Origin of the sequence: Auraticoccus cholistanensis, from assembly GCF_009742705.1 — a bacterium.
In the GTDB taxonomy this organism is placed as follows: domain Bacteria; phylum Actinomycetota; class Actinomycetes; order Propionibacteriales; family Propionibacteriaceae; genus Auraticoccus; species Auraticoccus cholistanensis.
In genome coordinates, this window is the sequence record NZ_WPCU01000005.1 from 162,217 (window position 1) to 177,136 (window position 14,920).

The 14,920-nt window shown below is 70.8% G+C and carries 12 protein-coding genes; 2 read left to right on the forward strand and 10 right to left on the reverse strand.

Annotated elements, in window-relative coordinates; all coding sequences use genetic code 11:
• Positions 1–13 precede the first annotated feature (13 nt).
• The 7 genes from GC722_RS06670 to GC722_RS06700 form a co-directional block, all read right to left on the reverse strand.
• The gene (locus GC722_RS06670; RefSeq protein ID WP_156609247.1) at positions 14–1,414 is read right to left on the reverse strand and encodes a neutral/alkaline non-lysosomal ceramidase N-terminal domain-containing protein; all 1,401 of its coding nucleotides are present in this window, start codon (positions 1,412–1,414) and stop codon (positions 14–16) included.
• Entirely contained in the window at positions 1,411–3,255 is a 1,845-nt protein-coding gene (locus GC722_RS06675) for an ABC transporter ATP-binding protein (RefSeq protein ID WP_156609249.1), read from the reverse strand. The genes GC722_RS06670 and GC722_RS06675 overlap by 4 nt, the downstream gene beginning before the upstream one ends.
• Positions 3,255–4,397, reverse strand: a complete 1,143-nt coding sequence (locus GC722_RS06680; RefSeq protein ID WP_156609251.1) for an ABC transporter permease — start codon at positions 4,395–4,397, stop codon at positions 3,255–3,257. The genes GC722_RS06675 and GC722_RS06680 overlap by 1 nt, the downstream gene beginning before the upstream one ends.
• A 5-nt stretch (positions 4,398–4,402) precedes the next feature.
• Positions 4,403–5,389 (reverse strand): ABC transporter permease, encoded by a 987-nt coding sequence (locus tag GC722_RS06685; RefSeq protein WP_331714467.1) that lies wholly within the window; start codon positions 5,387–5,389, stop codon positions 4,403–4,405.
• A gap of 41 nt (positions 5,390–5,430) precedes the next feature.
• Positions 5,431–7,359 (reverse strand): ABC transporter substrate-binding protein, encoded by a 1,929-nt coding sequence (locus GC722_RS06690; protein WP_197429870.1) that lies wholly within the window; start codon positions 7,357–7,359, stop codon positions 5,431–5,433.
• A 299-nt stretch (positions 7,360–7,658) separates the two neighbouring features.
• Positions 7,659–8,447 carry an IclR family transcriptional regulator gene (locus tag GC722_RS06695; RefSeq protein WP_197429871.1) on the reverse strand — a complete coding sequence of 263 codons (789 nt, stop codon included), beginning with the start codon at positions 8,445–8,447 and terminating at the stop codon, positions 7,659–7,661.
• A gap of 27 nt (positions 8,448–8,474) precedes the next feature.
• The gene (locus GC722_RS06700) at positions 8,475–9,434 is read right to left on the reverse strand and encodes a dihydrodipicolinate synthase family protein (protein ID WP_156609257.1); all 960 of its coding nucleotides are present in this window, start codon (positions 9,432–9,434) and stop codon (positions 8,475–8,477) included.
• Between the two features lie 93 nt (positions 9,435–9,527).
• On the opposite strand from GC722_RS06700, the gene GC722_RS06705 reads away from it, so the two are divergent.
• Complete coding sequence (locus GC722_RS06705) at positions 9,528–10,604, forward strand: lactonase family protein (RefSeq protein ID WP_197429872.1); 1,077 nt, start codon at positions 9,528–9,530, stop codon at positions 10,602–10,604.
• On the opposite strand, the gene GC722_RS06710 is transcribed toward GC722_RS06705, so the two are convergent.
• On the reverse strand, positions 10,579–11,259 hold the full coding sequence (locus GC722_RS06710; protein ID WP_156609260.1) for an SDR family NAD(P)-dependent oxidoreductase: 681 nt from the start codon (positions 11,257–11,259) through the stop codon (positions 10,579–10,581). The genes GC722_RS06705 and GC722_RS06710 overlap by 26 nt on opposite strands.
• 368 nt (positions 11,260–11,627) lie before the next feature.
• Complete coding sequence (locus tag GC722_RS06715) at positions 11,628–11,828, reverse strand: DUF7455 domain-containing protein (protein WP_156609262.1); 201 nt, start codon at positions 11,826–11,828, stop codon at positions 11,628–11,630.
• Between the two features lie 273 nt (positions 11,829–12,101).
• Here GC722_RS06715 and GC722_RS06720 point away from each other — a divergent pair, with 273 nt between their 5' ends.
• On the forward strand, positions 12,102–14,186 hold the full coding sequence (locus GC722_RS06720) for a DNA gyrase/topoisomerase IV subunit B (protein WP_331714468.1): 2,085 nt from the start codon (positions 12,102–12,104) through the stop codon (positions 14,184–14,186).
• Between the two features lie 194 nt (positions 14,187–14,380).
• On the opposite strand, the gene GC722_RS06725 is transcribed toward GC722_RS06720, so the two are convergent.
• Positions 14,381–14,893 carry a beta-class carbonic anhydrase gene (locus GC722_RS06725; protein ID WP_156609263.1) on the reverse strand — a complete coding sequence of 171 codons (513 nt, stop codon included), beginning with the start codon at positions 14,891–14,893 and terminating at the stop codon, positions 14,381–14,383.
• Positions 14,894–14,920: the final 27 nt, after the last annotated feature.

Genomic DNA, 14,920 nt, shown 5'->3' on the forward strand with positions numbered 1-14,920 from the left:
GCGGGTCCTGGGGTCAGTGCGCGGCGAGCTCGTCCAGCAGCTCGAGGACGCGTTCGGTGAGCAGGTCGGCGCTGTGGTGGGCGAAGGCCATCTGGTCCACCTCGTAGCCGCCGACCGCCGCCGCCGCCGGCGTCGGCAGGTAGCCGTTGGCACCGTTGGAGTAGCCGCTCAGCAGGGTGTGGCGGAAGGGAGACCGGGCGCGGACGGCCATCCCGATCTCGCAGAAGGGTTCGACCGGGAGCCCGATCAGCACCACGTCCCCGATGACCGTCAGATGCACCTCGAGGTCGTAGGTCGCCCGGCCGTGGAACTCCCGGGAACGCTGCAGTGCCATGTTGCTGCGGCGCAGCCGGAAGGCGACGTCATGGACCTCGTCCTCGGGGGCGCCGGTGCGCCTGAGCTCCTCCAGCAGGGCGAACAGCTCTTCGCTGCGTTGCTGGACCATCGCCGGGGGCGGCTGCTCCTGCAGCGGCAGCGGGACCGGCACGGAGGCCACCAGCAGAGGGGTCTCCGGGACCGGCCTGGTGGTCCTCGACCACACGCCGAGGTCGGCGCCCGAGCGCACCACGGTGGAGAAGGCGTAGTCGAAGCGCTGCTCGCCCGCCTCCAGCAGGGCCTGGCTGGCGGCGCAGCCGAGCTGGGTGCCGATGCTGTGGACGACGTCGAGGTTGCTGAGGAAGCCGCCCGGGCCGGGGCCCACGTCGCCGGCGGCGCCCTGCAGGAAGAGGCAGGTGCCGCCCACCGTCGCCTCGACGAACCGCTTCGTCACGCCGGGGTAGTCGGGGCTGAGCAGGTCGTTCGTGTAGCCCAGCGTGGTGGGATGGGCCGCGTAGTGGACGATGCTCGCCACGAGCCGCCCGTCCAGGTCGTCGAAGCGCACGACCGAGACGGTGGGGTCGGCTGTCCCCTCGGGGTCGTAGCCGGCGACCACCAAGCCGTCCTCCAGCCGCTGGCGCCGGCTCCGAGCCATGGTGCAGTGCCCCTGGTTCGCGCTGACGCGGACCGGGACCCGCTCGCGGGCCGCCTGCAGCGCGGTGCCGACGCAGTGCTCGCGCAGATAGGTGATGTAGTTCTCGTCGCCTCCGGGATTGACCGTGTAGTGGTCGGCACGCAGCACCGGCCCGGCGTGGGTGTGGGTCACCGAGACCCGGACCGCCTCCCGGCGGATGCCCAGCGCGGCGGCGACGTCGTCGCGGATCCGGTCCGCCCGCGAGTTGGGGATCGTGCACAGGTCGAGGTCGAGCAGGACGCTGGTGACGGGACCCTCGCTGAGAACCAGGCAGGTGACCCAGAAGTCGGACTCCAGCCCACGAGGAGTGACGTGCGCCTTGGCACCCCACACGCCCTGCTCCAGGGTGAGCGGTGGGTTGACCGTGGCGCGGGCGACGCCGGCGGTCAGCACGGAGGGGCTCATGCCGCCGCCGAGGGGTCGTCGTCGGGTCGGTACGTCAGCAACGGGCGGGTCCCTCTCAGCCGCGGGTCCGGGATCGGTACCGCGGAGAGCAACGCGCGGGTGTAGTCGTGCTGGGGGTTGCCGAACACCTCGGTCGCAGTGCCCTCCTCGACCAGCCGGCCGAAGTACATCACCGCGACGCGGTCGCAGATGCGCTCCACCACGGACAGGTCGTGGGAGATGAACAGGTAGGTCAGCCCGAGGTCCTGCTGGAGCTCGGCCATCAGCTCCAGGATCTGGGCCCGGACGGACACGTCCAGCGCCGAGACCGCCTCGTCGGCGACCACGAGGCGGGGCCGGGTGATGAGCGCCCGGGCGATCCCGATCCGCTGCCGCTCACCGCCGGAGAAGGCGTGCGGATAGCGGCTGGCCATGTCCCGGCGCAGCCCCACCCTGACCAGCATGTCGGCCACCCGCTCCTCGATCTCGTCCTTGCCGACGCGGGCGGCCCGCAGCGGGTCACCGATCACCTGCCGCACGGTGAGCCGGGGGTTCAGGGAGCCGTACGGGTCCTGGAACACCATCCGCACCTCGTGCCGGTAGGGCTTCAGCTGCTTCTCGTCCATCGCGGCCAGGTCGACGACGTCGCCGCCGGCCGAGCGGTAGAGCAGCTGTCCGCTGCTGGGCTGGTAGGCCCGCAGCACGCAGCGCCCGAGGCTGGTCTTGCCGCAACCGGACTCGCCGACCAGGCCCACGGTGCTGCCCTCGGCCACGTCCAGGGAGACCCGGTTCACCGCGTGGACCGGTGTCCCGCCCCGGCCGAACAACCGCCCCGAGGAACCGCTGAAGGTCAGGTCCAGCTCCTTGATCTGCAGCAGCGGAGTCGACTGCCGCAGCGTCGTCGGGCTGGTGCGCTGCCGCGCCCCGGTGCCCACCGCCCAGCCGCCACTGGCGTCCCGCTGGGGGAGCGTGGACAGCAGCCGCTGGGTGTACTCGTGCTGGGGCCGGTGGAAGATGTCGTCCACGCTGCCCTGCTCGACGACGGCGCCGTGCCGCATCACCACCACCTCGTCGGCGATCTCGGCCACCACGCCCAGGTCGTGGGTGATGAACATCATGGTCATCCCCATCGTCTCCTTCAGCTCCGCCAGCAGGGTCAGGATCTGCGCCTGGGTCGTGACGTCCAGAGCAGTCGTCGGCTCGTCGGCGATCAGCAGGGACGGCTTGCAGATCAGCGACATGGCGATCATCGCCCGCTGCCGCATCCCACCGGAGAGCTGGAAGGTGTAGGCGTCGAAGCGCTCCTCGGGGCGGGGGATCCCCACCCGCGCCAGGGTCTCGACGGCCCGGGCCCGCATCTCCTCCTTGGGTGCCGGGTCGTGCAGCCGGAGCACCTCCACGATCTGGTTGCCGATCGTGTGCACCGGGCTGAGGGCCGACATGGGCTCCTGGAAGACCAGTCCGATCTCCTTGCCCCGGATGGAACGGAGCGCGGCCCCCGTCGGCTCGAGCGCGGCCAGATCGATCACGGGTGCGTCGGGTGTCCGGCGGTAGAGCATCCGGCCGGCCTCGATCAGACCTGGGTTGTCCACCACCTGCAGGACCGAGCGCGCGGTTGCTGACTTCCCCGAGCCGGACTCGCCCACGATGCAGGTGGTCGCGCCGCGGCGGATGTCGGCGTCGATCCCGTCCACCGCGTTCACCACGCCATCGTCGGTCCGGAACACCGTGCGGAGGCCCCGCAGGCTCAGCAGCACCCCGGGGTCGGGTTCGTCGGCGCCGTCGACAGTCGCGGCATGTAGTCCCCGGGCGACGTCCAGGTCGAATCGCGTCCGCGCCCGGGCGGACCGACGTCCTGCCATCAGTCTCTCCTTCCGTAGGGATCGGCGGAGTCCCGCAACCCGTCGCCGACGAAGTTGAACGCCACGACCGCCAGCACCACGGCGATGCCGGGGATGAGCAGCCACGGAGCGCTGTACAGGGTCTGCACGTTCTGGGCGTCCTGCAGCAGCACCCCCCACGAGACCGCGGGAGAGCGGAGTCCGAGCCCCAGGAAGGACAGCGCGGTCTCGGCCAGGATCATCGAGGGCACGGCCAGGCTGACCGTGGCGATGATGTGGGAGGCGAACGAGGGGAGCAGGTGGCGGCCGATGATGTGCGCGGAGCTGACCCCGTCCAGCCGGGCCGCCATCACGAAGTCCTCACCACGTGCCTGCAACAGCCGTCCCCGGATCACCCGGGCCAGGGTGGTCCACCCGATGAGCGACAGGATCATGGTGATCATGAAGTACGTGAACGTGGAGCTCCACCGGGGCGGGATGGCCGCCGCCAACCCCAGCCACAGCGGGAGCGTGGGGATCGACATGATGATCTCGATCACCCGCTGGATCAGGTTGTCCACCCAGCCGCCGAAGTAGCCGGAGATGCCACCGATGAGCAGCCCCAGCACCAGCGACCCGGCCACCCCGAGCAAGCCGATCGACAACGAGATCTGCGCGCCGTAGATCGTCCGGGACAGCAGGTCGGCTCCCGAGCGGTCACCTCCCAGGGGGTACCAGCGCTCGCCCGGCTCCTTGGGCCCGAAGAGATGTCGGTCCGCGTCGATGAAACCCAGCAGCTGGTAGCTGTCACCCTTGACGAAGAAGCCGAGCTCGATGATGACGGTCTCGTCCTCCACGAACTCCAGGTTCATCGTTTCCAGGTTCGTCTTGCCGACGCTGGGGTGGACGTGGAGTCCGTGCTCGGTGGAGAACTTGGGCAGCTGCGGCGGTTGCAGCGCCTGCTCGGCGTTGAAGCTGGACTTGGAGAAGGGGGCGACGAAGCCGGCGAAGATCGCGACCAGGTACATCACCACCATGACGACCATGCCGATCATGGCCAGCCGGTGCCGGCGGAAGCGCCGCCACACCAGCCGCCACTGGGCGGCGTCGGTGCCCTTCACGCGCGGGTCGGACTCGGCCTCGGGACCGTGCTCCTGGGGTGGCAGCTCGGTGTGCAGGGTCATCGCTCTCACGCCTTCCCGAAGCGGACGCGGGGGTCGACCAGTGCCAGCAGGACGTCCGAGATCAGGGTCCCGACCACGGTGAGGACGGCGATGATCAGCAGGATCGCCCCCGCCAGGTACATGTCCTGCGCCTTGAGCGCTGACAGCAGCAGAGGCCCCATGGTTCCCAGTGCAAGCACCTGGGCGACGATCACCTCGCCGTCGAAGATCGCCGGGAGGTGCCATCCCGAGGTCGAGATGAACGGATTCAGCGCAATCCTCACCGGGTACTTCGTCACCAGCCGACCCTCCGGCATGCCCTTGGCCCGCGCGGTGGTGACGTAGGGCTTGTGGAGCTCGTCGAGCATGTTGGCCCGGGTCACCCGGATGATGCCCGCGGTGCCGCCCAGCCCGATGACCAGCACGGGGATCCACAGGTGGGCGAGCAGGTCGACGATCTTGGCCCAGCTCCACGGCGTGTTGGCGAACTCGGGGGAGAACATACCTCCGACGTTCTGCCCCAGCAGGAAGCCCACGTAGGCCAGCAGCAGGGCGGCCAGGAAGTTGGGGATGGCCAGCGCCAGGAACCCCAGTCCCGAGATGGCGTAGTCGCCGGCGGATCGCTGCTTGATGGCGGAGTAGATGCCCGCCGGCAGGGCGATCAACCAGGTGACCAGCATGGTCGCCACACCCAGCAGCAGCGTCAGCGGCAGCCGCTCGGCGATCAGGTCCCAGACCGGCCTGGAATACTGGAAGGACAGCCCGAAGTCGCCCTGGAACATCCCGGTCATCCACTTGCCGTACTGGACCAGGAAGCCCTGATCCAGCCCGTAGCGCACCCGCAGAGCCTCCAGGAACGCCTCGTCCACGACCTGGCCCTGCTCCTGCATCGTCGCCGTCAGCGTCGTCAGGTAGTCACCCGGAGGCAGCTGGATGATCGCGAACACGATGATGGAGATGGCGAGCAGGGTCGGGACCGCGTAGAGCAGCCTCGCGACGAGAAACCTGACCACGAACTATCCTCCCTCCCCGCGGCGGCCTTCCTGGGGGCCGCTCACGAGGCGTAGTACAGCTGCTCGGGGTGGGTGGCGCCGTCGAAGCCGTGGAAGAAGACCAGCAGAGCCTCCGCGTCGTCGCGGACGTTCTGCAAGGAGCTGTTGACCACGATCGGGCGGAAGGGGATGTCGATCAGGCCGAGTACGTAGACCTGCTCGTCCCACTGCCGCGTGATCTGCTGGCCGACGCTGATCCGCTCCTCGTCGGTGGGCGCCTGCACGAGCTCGTTCCACAGCGTCCACAGCTGCTCGAACTCGGGGGTCGGACGCAGGCCGCTCTCACCGCCGGTGAGCAGCCAGTCGGCGTAGGCGGGGGCGGCCCGGAACTGGGTGCTGGTGGGGGTGAACCAGATGGGCTCCATGTCCCAGTCCACCATGTGCCCGCTGTACTGGATGAAGTCGTAGTCGTTGGCCGGCAGCAGCTGGTAGTAGAGGGTGTTGTCCACGGCCTTGAGGGTCAGCTTGACCCCGATCTGCTGCCACGCGTTGGCGACGTACTCGAGCACGTCGGACACCTGCGCGGTGGCGTTGGCCTCGACGAAGATGACGACGAAGTCCAACGGCTCGCCGTCGGGACGCAGCCGCGTCCCGTCCCCGTCGCGCTGGTCCAGGCCCAGGCCGTCCAGCAGCGCGTTGGCCCGGGCGACGTCGAACTCCAGGAAGCGCTCCCCGGCGCCCTCGACGTAGTAGTCGTCACCAGGACCCGGGCAGAACTGGCGGTAGGTGCCGATGCTGCCCAGCAGCTGCGTGTTCAGCTCGTCGCGGTTGATGGCGTGCGACAGCGCGGCCCGGAAGTCGAGCTGCTGGAAGATCTCCCGCACCGCCTCGTCCTTGTGCGACAAGTTGGGGAAGATGTTGAGCTGGCTGGAGGCGGGCTTCCAGCGCAGCACCCGGTAGCCCTTGGACTGGGCGCTCTCCTGGAGCAGGCCGGTGCTGCTGAAGGAGAGCGAAAGTCCCTGCAGGTCGAGCTGGCCTCCGGCTGCGCGCAGGTTGAGGGTGTCCGGCTCCAGCACCTGCGCCTGCACCCGGTCGATGTAGGGCAGCTGGCGGCCGTCGGGGTCGGTCTTGTGGTAGTAGGGGTTCCTCTCGTACTCAGCGGTCCCCGTCTGACCGGTGGCGGCCGTCTTCAGCACGTAGGCCGCCGCTGTGGGCCGGTCGGGGTTGAGCCAGGCGTTGTCCCGGGCGATGAAGGCCTGGTCCCAGGTGTCGAAGCCGCCCTTCTTCGCCTTGGCCGCCACCTCGTCCTTGTCGGTGTAGTCGGGGTGGAAGGCGCTGAGGTAGTGCTTGGGCTTGATCGTCTGCGGGCCGAGGAACGGCATGTAGAGGTACTTGCGGAACAGCGCGAACGGGTTGGCGAAGGTGACGACGATACTGCCGTCCACCTCCTCCACCTGCGGGTCGGAGCCGTCGGTGTTGCGCAGCCACGTCGGAGGGGTGGGATTCAGCGTCTTGTGCTGGATGACGTCCTGGAGCGCGAACAGCACGTCGCCGTTGGTCAGATCCTCACCGTCGGACCACTTCAGACCCTTCCTCAGGGTGATCGTGAAGACCGTGTTGTCCTCGTTCGCCTCGAAGGTCTCCGCGAGGCTGGGCACCCCGTCGGTACCGAGCATGTTCCACTCCAGCAGCCCGTAGGTGCCGTACATGGTGTTCAGCTGCTCCTGCAGCGCGGTGGTCTGGGCGGCGCGGATGGTGCCGCCGTAGGGGCCGGGGCCGCCGAAGAGCTCTTGGACCATGGGCACCTCGGGCAGGCGCTCGGCCAGCGGGGGCAGCGACCCAGCCTTCACCCGCTCGGCGAGCATGGGTGCCTCGAGCTCCGCGCCCGCACCGGCGCCGCCGGACGGCGGCGTGGGCGTCGGGCTGCCGCCGCTGGTGCAGGCGATGAGCCCGCCTCCCAGGGCGGTGACCGCGAGGGCCCCGGCCCCCATGCCCAGCAAGCTACGACGACTGAAGGCGTGCGACGTCATTTTTGGTCCGCCCTTCTCACGACCGGTGTCGGCCGACTACGGGCCAGCCTTTCGGCCAGCGCAAGACGTTTTCACTGTGGCAAAGTTAGAGGCTGCTTTCACTCACCGTCAAGAGGTTCCGGCCTCCGACATCGGTGACCGCGGTGAGGACCGTCACAGGCTCCTCCGTTGTGCAGCCACGCACCGGCGCGTCCCCTACGCCACGGCTCGGTCCGAGCCGGCTGCCGGCCCGAGCAGGAGGTCGCGGCCGGCCGCGGGGCTCACGCGCCCAGGTGCCCCAGCTCGGTCGAGATGGCGGCTGCGGCCCGTCGGACCGCTTCGGAGATGCGCGGCACGGCGTCGAGGGTGATCCGGTAGGTGGGCCCGCTGACGCTGATGGCGTAGGTAGGTGCCCCGTGCGCGTCGCGCACCACCGCTCCGACGCACCGCAGGCCGATCTCGCTCTCCTCGTCGTCCACGGCCACCCCGTCGGCGCGGACGCGTCGCAGCGAGGCCAGGACCTCGTCGGGATCGGTCAGGGTGCGGCTGGTGAAGCGCTCGAGCGGACCCTGGCACAGCAGGGAGCGCGCCTCGTCGGGATCCAGCTCGGCGAGGATGGCCTTGCCCAGGGAGGTGGAGTGCCAGCAGTCCTGCTCGCCCACCTTGGCGCCCTTCGCGACCCCGTGGGAGGCCTCCACCGCCGCGATGATGACCAGCCGGTCCTCGTCGTGCACCGCGAGCACCGACGTCTCGCCGAACTGGTCGCGCAGCGCCTCCAGGTGGGGACGCGCAGCGGCCCGCGGGTCCTGGCCCCGCAGCGCGCTGTGGCCGAGCTCGAACAGCTTGATCCCCAGCGTGTAGGTGTTGGACTCGCTGTCGCGGGTCACCAGACGGTGCTCCCGGAGCGCCGCCAGGTACCTGTGCGTGGTGGGCTCGCTGAGACCGGTGGCACGCGCGACGGCGGCCAGCGTGGCGCCGGGGGACTCCCGCAGGGCGTCCAGGACGGCGACGATCCGGTCGAGGCCGTTGAGGCTGGAGGAGGCCTTCACCTCGTGCTTCTGCGCCGTCACGGTGTCCAACACTACCTCCGCCGCCTCTCAGCCGGGGAGCTGCCGGAAGGAGGCGCCGACCGGCGTGGCGCCCAGCAGGTCGTGGCCCACGGCGACCGACAGCCGGTCCACCAGCCGGTCCAGCTCCTCGCGGGTCTGGTCGTCGAGCACGAATCCCACCGGCTGCCGCTGACGGTCGCTGGGCAGCACCCCCTGCCGGTGCAGCAGATGCTTCTCCATGGCGATGTAGGAGTCGAGCCCGCTGACCAGGTTGAGCACCGGGCTGAGGCACTCCTGGATGCGGTACGCCCGCTCCAGGTCGCCGTCCACCAGGGCGCGCCACAGCGGCACGATGGCCCACACGAGGTCCGGTCCAGGCATGGAGCCGACGATCCCACGCTGGTAGTTGTCGACCAGAGCCAGACCACCGCTGCCCTCGAATACCCGCGCCGTGCCGTCGGTCATCTCCAGCAGGGCGCTCAGCCGCCCGCCCAGAGGCTGCGCCTCGGGCTTGAACTGCACCTTCACGGGACCGTACCTGCTGTGCAGCTCGACCAACGTCTCCAGCGACAAGGGCGTGCCGATGTAGCCGGAGGCGTCCTGGACGATCAGCGGTACGTCGCCGGCGGCGTCGGCGATGGCGGAGAAGTAGCTGAGCAGCTGCTCGTCGGACAGCGCGGCGACGGTCAGCGGCGGGTTGGCCATCACGGCGTCTGCCCCCACCGAGACCGCGTGGGCGGTGAGCGCGAGCGCCTGGTCGGTGGACTCCCCGCCGACGGAGACGACGCTGATGGCGCGACCCTGCACCGTGGTGACGACCGCCTCCGTGAGCTCGCGCCGCTCCTCGTGCGTGAGCCGGAGGACCTCCGACACCATGGCCACCGTCACGCCGTCGGCACCGTGGTCGAGCAACCAGTCCACCTCCGCCGCCAACGCATGACGGTCGAGCCGCCACTGGCCGTCGAAGGGTGTGGAGACGACAGGCAGGACGCCCTCGATCTCGCTCATAGTGATCACTGCACCGCCTTAGTTCCGGACATTGATAGCATCCTACGCACAGTGAAGGACATCAGCAATCGACGGACACGACGGGAACTCGGCATGGACAACTGGAGGCTGGTGGCGGAGGCGCGGGGGGTCCTGGTAGGGACCCTGGCCGGCGCCACGGGAGGTGGGGGCGTCCGCAGGTTCGGCGCAGCCGGGTCGCTGGTCCCGGCACTGGAGGAGCGGCAGGGCGTGGCGGCCCTGCTGTGGCACCCGACGCTGCCGGTCCTCTACGGGCTGACCATGGGACCGGAGGGGCGGCTCTTCGCCTGGCGGGAGGAGAAGGGCGTGGTGCACCTGGCCGCCGACCGTCCCTCGCACGGGACCGTCCCATGCCACCTGGCGGCGGACCCCCGAGGCGCCTTCCTGCTGCTGGCCAACTACGGCACCGGCTCCCTGACTGTCTTCCCCGTCGAGGAGGACGGGGTTCCGGCCGCGGCACCGGCCTGGTTGCAGGCCCTCGCCGGGCGGGGCCCGAGAGCGGACCGGCAGCAGCGTTCCTTCGCCCACCACGTCGCCTTCATGGACGACGAGGTCGTGCTGGTCAACGACCTGGGTGGGGACGCCCTGGTGAGCTTCCGGCTGGACCGCGGGACCGGTCGGCTGGAGCAGCTCGAGGTCTCGCCGATGCCGGCGGGGTCGGGTCCGCGACACATGGTGGTGCTGCCCGACGACCGGGTGGTGGTCTCCGGCGAGCTGGACAACACCGTGGTGCTGGGGCACTACGACCGCGCCTCGGCCCACGTGACGGTGGCGGCTGTGGCGCCCAGCAGCTGGAGCACCGAGGTCCGTCGACCGGTCGGGGAGAGCCTGGCCAGCGACATCCTCGCGGCGGGCGCGGACGTGGTCTACGTGGCCAACCGCGGCTACGACACCATCGCCTCCCTGCGGGTGGGCGCAGACAGCCTGACGCCGGTGTCCGAGCTGGCCGCAGGAGGATCGTGGCCCCAGCACCTGGCGGTGGTCGACGACACCCTGCTGGTGGCGTGCCAGCGCTCGGACGCGGTCGCCGTGTGGGTCGGAGCGGCCGGTGCGCGACCACGGCTGCTGGGCACCGTCCCGGTCGAGCGGCCGGCCTGGCTGCTCACCGCCCCCGGGGGGCGCGGCCTCAGTACGTGGCCCGACCGCCGCTGATGTCGTACACCGCGCCGGTCGAGAAGCTGAGCCGGTCCGAGCAGAGGAAGGCGACCAGCTCGGCCACCTCCTCCGGGCGGCCGACCCGCTTCATCGGGATGAGGCTGGTGATGTGGGCCAGGACGTCCGGAGCCGTGTTCTCGTTCATCGGGGTGGCGATGACGGCGGGGGCGATGACGTTCACCAGGACGCCCGTGGTCGCCAGCTCCTTGCCCGCAGACTTGGTCAGCGCGATGACGGCGGCCTTCGAGGCGGAGTAGACCGACAGGTTGGGGTTGCCGTCCTTGCCCGCCATGCTGGCGAAGTTGACCACGCGCCCCCACCCGCGCTCGACCATCCCGGGTACGAAGGCGCGCATGGTGCTGACGGTGCCGCCGACATTGACGTCGAGGACACCGCGCCACTGGGCGGTGGTCGTCTCGAGCAGAGGGAGGTTCGGTCCCACCACGCCGGCGGCGTTGACCAGCACGTCGACGGGCCCGACCTCGGCGGCGGCGGCGGCGAGGGCCTGCTCGTCCGTGATGTCGAGGGTCAGGTCGGCGTCGACGAGGTCCAGGGTGAGGACCCGGAGCCCTTCCGTGCGCAGGCGCTCGGCGCTGGCCGCACCGAGACCGCTGGCGCCACCGGTGACGAGGGCGGTGCGGGTCTGCTTCATCGGGTCTCCTCCGGTCCGGGTGAAGGCTGCATGTGCCTCGGCCTCCGAAAAGCAATCCTTCATTCGCTGAAAGATGCATCTGCTGAGTGGAACCACGATAGGTCGCCGTCGACCACGGGCGCAAATCTCCCAGGCGCCCCGGCGCCACGGCGGCACCTCGTGCGCACCGGAGGTGCCGGGCCCACGGCGGGCGGGTGCCCGGTGACGGCCGAGACGGTGCGCCGTCACGGCGCGGCAGCACCTCGAGAGCCGTGGGCGACCGGTCTGGGCTGGGACCGGAGAGGACCTCGCCCCGCGGCGGCATCCGGGGCGCGGACGACAGAGGGCCCCGTGCGCACACGCACGGGGCCCTCTGCTGGTGTCCGGACTCAGCTGAGCCGGCTCGTCTCGTCCTGGATGTTCAGCGCCACCTGCTTGAGGCGGTCGGCGTGCTCCTTGCCGTGGTGTGCGCAGAAGAGCAGCTCGCCCCCGCTGGCGAGGGTGACCCGCATGTAGGCCTGGGCGCCGCAGCGGTCGCAGCGATCGCCCGCGTTCAGCGCCCGGGCGTCGCCAATCACAGTTGTGCTCACGTGAGGCCTCTCTTTCACTCTGGGTCAGGACCCATTGTCGCAGTGGTCCTTGGCAGTGACCGCTGATGTCAACAGCCGAACGAGGGGGATTGTTCCTCCGCCCGGCTGCCGGTGCCATGAGACTACCCACCTGGGGCCAGCTGCACCGGGAGAGCCGGGCAGTGTTGCACAGTTGTCACCGACGCCACCCGGACGCCGGCCCGCGGGCGGTCCTGACGGCGGCGCACCGCGTGGTTCCCGGGCCGCTGCGGGGTGGCTGGCTAGGCTGACCGGGTGCCGGAGCCCCACACCACCAAGCCGCCCGAGTCCCGTGACTACGAGGCCCGCCACCTGCTCGTGCTGGAGGGCCTGGAGGCGGTCCGCAAGCGGCCGGCGATGTACATCGGCTCCACCGACACCCGCGGGCTGATGCACTGCCTGTGGGAGATCATCGACAACGCCGTGGACGAGGCGCTGGCCGGCTTCGGCGACCGCATCGAGGTGACGCTGGACGCCGACGGCTCGGTCCAGGTCGTCGACCACGCCCGCGGCATCCCGGTCGACCGCGAGCCGCGGACCGGGCTGAGCGGGGTCGAGGTGGTCTTCACCAAGCTGCACGCCGGCGGCAAGTTCGGCGCCGGCTCCTACAACGCCGCCGGCGGTCTGCACGGCGTGGGGGCCTCCGTGGTCAACGCGCTGTCCGCCCGGCTCGACGTCGAGGTGGACCGCGACGGCGCCACCTACGGCATGTCGTTCCGCCGGGGCACCCCCGGCACCTTCGCCGGCCCCGGCCCCGACGCCGCCTTCACCCCCGGCGGGTCGCTGCAGAAGCTGCGCCGGGCCCGCAAGGGCGCGAGCGGCACCCGGATCCGCTACTGGCCGGACCGCCAGATCTTCACCCCCGACGCCGGGCTCGACCTCGAGCAGCTCACCGGGCGGGCCCGGCAGACCAGCTTCCTGGTCCCCGGGCTGTCCCTCGTCATCACCGACGCCCGCAGCGGCGAGCCCGTCACCGAGGAGCACCGCCACGACGGCGGCATCTCCGAGTTCTGCGAGTTCCTGGCCCCCGACGCCTCGCTGACCGACGTCGTCCGGCTGCAGGGCCGCGACACCTTCACCGAGACCGTGCCGATGCTCGACGACGAGAGCGGTGCGCTCCACCCCACCGACGTGGAGCGGACCCTGGAGGTGGACGTCGCGCTGCGCTGGGGCACCGGCTACGACACCGTCACGCGCTCCTTCGTCAACATCATCGCCACCCCCAAGGGCGGCACCCACGTGACCGGCTTCGAGCGGGCGGTGACCCGCACGGTGGTCAAGGTGCTCGAGGGCACCCGGCTGCTCAGGTCGGGGGAGGAGGTCACCAAGGAGGACGCCCTGGAGGGGCTGACCTCGGTGGTGACCGTCCGGCTCGACGAGCCGCAGTTCGAGGGCCAGACGAAGGAGGTGCTCGGCACCCCCGCCGCCAGCCGGATCGTGGCCAAGGTGGTGGAGGGCGAGCTCAAGCAGTTCCTCACCTCGACCAGGCGCGAGGAGAAGGCGCAGGCGCGCTCGGTGCTGGAGAAGGTCGTCTCGGCCTCCCGCGCCCGGGTGCAGGCCCGCTCCGCCCGCGAGGCGCAGCGGCGCAAGAACGCGCTGGAGTCCTCCACGCTGCCCGCCGCGCTGGCCGACTGCCGCAGCACCTCCACCGAGCGCAGCGAGCTGTTCATCGTCGAGGGGGAGTCGGCGATGGGGACGGCCAAGCTGGCCCGCAACTCCGAGTTCCAGGCGCTGCTGCCCATCCGCGGCAAGATCCTCAACGTGCAGCGCGCCTCGGTGGGCGACATGCTCAAGAACAAGGAGTGCGCCCAGATCATCCAGGTGGTCGGGGCCGGCAGCGGTCGCACCTTCGACCTCGACGCGGCCCGCTACGGCAAGATCATCTTCATGGCCGACGCCGACTCCGACGGCGCCCACATCCGCTGCCTGCTCGCCACGCTGTTCTTCCGCTACATGCGCCCGCTGGTCGACGCCGGGCGGGTCTTCACCGCCGTCCCGCCGCTGCACCGCTTCGAGATCACCAACCCGCGCAAGGGCCAGGACCGGTACGTGTACACGTACTCCGACGTCGAGTACCAGCGCAAGGCGGCCGAGCTGACCAAGAAGGGCATCCGCTTCTCCGAGCCGCAGCGCTACAAGGGGCTGGGCGAGATGGACGCCGACCAGCTGGCCGAGACCACGATGAACCCGCGCCACCGCTCGCTGCGCCGGATCACCGTGGACGACGCCGCCGCGGCCGAGCGGACCTTCGAGGTGCTGATGGGTGACGAGGTCGCGCCGCGCAAGGACTTCATCGTGCAGGGCGCCTACCGGCTGGACGCCGAGCGCATCGACGCCTGACCGGGCTCCCGGGCCCGGTGCGCGGGGCCCGGCCGCGGCGAGCCGCGGTCGGCGGGCGGTGGGAGAAGCTGGTCCGGCGAGGACCCTTCACGGGTTCCTCGCCGGCGTGACCGAGTATGCCGGGCGGTGCACGCGACGCGCCCGGCCCCACCCGGAAATCACCCCTCGCTCACCCCGGCCCGGCCGGGCACCGCTCAGGCGACCTCGGTGAGCAGCCCGGAGTCCACGTCGTAGAGGAACCCGGCGACGGTCGCCCGCCCGGCCAGCAGCGGGTGCTCGCGCAGCAGCTGCAGGTCGGCCCGCAGCCGGCCGAGCTGGTCCGGGTCGGCGCCGGGGACGAAGCCCTCCGGCTCGAGCCCGGAGGCCTGCCGGACCCGGTCGAGGATCTCCTCGTCGGTGCCGCTGGCCATCGCGCAGCGGGTGTGGGGGACGACCATGATCCGCTGCACGCCGAGCAGGTGGACGCCGAGCACGCAGCCCACCACGGTGTCGGGGGTGACGTGCCCGCCGGGGGTGCGCAGGATCTTGGCGTCGCCGTGGCTCAGCCCGAGCATGGCCAGCGGGTCGATCCGGGAGTCCATGCAGGTCACCATCGCCACGCCGGCACGGGCGATGCCGTCGAAGCCGGCGACGTCGGCCGTGGCCGCGTAGCGCCGGTTGGCCTCGAGCAGGTCGGCGAAGTCCCCGGTGGTGGTGCTGTCGTCCATGGCCCGCACCCTAGCCGCCCGGGAGCC